This is a genomic window from Serratia sp. EC4, from assembly GCF_059652115.1.
In genome coordinates this window covers 1-1,709 of record NZ_JBNIDE010000027.1, presented here as the reverse complement: position 1 = coordinate 1,709, position 1,709 = coordinate 1, and the positions used below count along the sequence as shown (strand labels likewise).

Here is a 1,709-nt window from a genome sequence, read left to right as displayed (position 1 = left end):
AATTTATCAGACAATCTGTGTGGGCACTCCACAAGACGATATCCAGCATCTTCGGATGCAAAAAAATATCAAGTCTTGAAGAGTGACTAACTGAAGTAAAATTCATGCAGTAAATCTTTGAGCATCGCTTCTCGAGTGGAAGCAAATCAAGCTTTTAATTGAAGAGTTTGATCATGGCTCAGATTGAACGCTGGCGGCAGGCTTAACACATGCAAGTCGAGCGGTAGCACAGGGGAGCTTGCTCCCTGGGTGACGAGCGGCGGACGGGTGAGTAATGTCTGGGAAACTGCCTGATGGAGGGGGATAACTACTGGAAACGGTAGCTAATACCGCATAACGTCGCAAGACCAAAGAGGGGGACCTTCGGGCCTCTTGCCATCAGATGTGCCCAGATGGGATTAGCTAGTAGGTGGGGTAATGGCTCACCTAGGCGACGATCCCTAGCTGGTCTGAGAGGATGACCAGCCACACTGGAACTGAGACACGGTCCAGACTCCTACGGGAGGCAGCAGTGGGGAATATTGCACAATGGGCGCAAGCCTGATGCAGCCATGCCGCGTGTGTGAAGAAGGCCTTCGGGTTGTAAAGCACTTTCAGCGAGGAGGAAGGTGGTGAGCTTAATACGCTCATCAATTGACGTTACTCGCAGAAGAAGCACCGGCTAACTCCGTGCCAGCAGCCGCGGTAATACGGAGGGTGCAAGCGTTAATCGGAATTACTGGGCGTAAAGCGCACGCAGGCGGTTTGTTAAGTCAGATGTGAAATCCCCGGGCTCAACCTGGGAACTGCATTTGAAACTGGCAAGCTAGAGTCTCGTAGAGGGGGGTAGAATTCCAGGTGTAGCGGTGAAATGCGTAGAGATCTGGAGGAATACCGGTGGCGAAGGCGGCCCCCTGGACGAAGACTGACGCTCAGGTGCGAAAGCGTGGGGAGCAAACAGGATTAGATACCCTGGTAGTCCACGCTGTAAACGATGTCGATTTGGAGGTTGTGCCCTTGAGGCGTGGCTTCCGGAGCTAACGCGTTAAATCGACCGCCTGGGGAGTACGGCCGCAAGGTTAAAACTCAAATGAATTGACGGGGGCCCGCACAAGCGGTGGAGCATGTGGTTTAATTCGATGCAACGCGAAGAACCTTACCTACTCTTGACATCCAGAGAACTTTCCAGAGATGGATTGGTGCCTTCGGGAACTCTGAGACAGGTGCTGCATGGCTGTCGTCAGCTCGTGTTGTGAAATGTTGGGTTAAGTCCCGCAACGAGCGCAACCCTTATCCTTTGTTGCCAGCGGTTCGGCCGGGAACTCAAAGGAGACTGCCAGTGATAAACTGGAGGAAGGTGGGGATGACGTCAAGTCATCATGGCCCTTACGAGTAGGGCTACACACGTGCTACAATGGCATATACAAAGAGAAGCGACCTCGCGAGAGCAAGCGGACCTCATAAAGTATGTCGTAGTCCGGATTGGAGTCTGCAACTCGACTCCATGAAGTCGGAATCGCTAGTAATCGTAGATCAGAATGCTACGGTGAATACGTTCCCGGGCCTTGTACACACCGCCCGTCACACCATGGGAGTGGGTTGCAAAAGAAGTAGGTAGCTTAACCTTCGGGAGGGCGCTTACCACTTTGTGATTCATGACTGGGGTGAAGTCGTAACAAGGTAACCGTAGGGGAACCTGCGGTTGGATCACCTCCTTACCTAAAGATATT

1 rRNA gene is annotated in these 1,709 nt (G+C 52.4%); it reads left to right on the top strand.

The window, feature by feature from the left end:
* The first annotated feature begins 155 nt into the window (after positions 1-155).
* Positions 156-1,697: ribosomal RNA gene (locus tag ACP39K_RS24505) — 16S ribosomal RNA — on the top strand.
* Positions 1,698-1,709 lie beyond the last annotated feature (12 nt).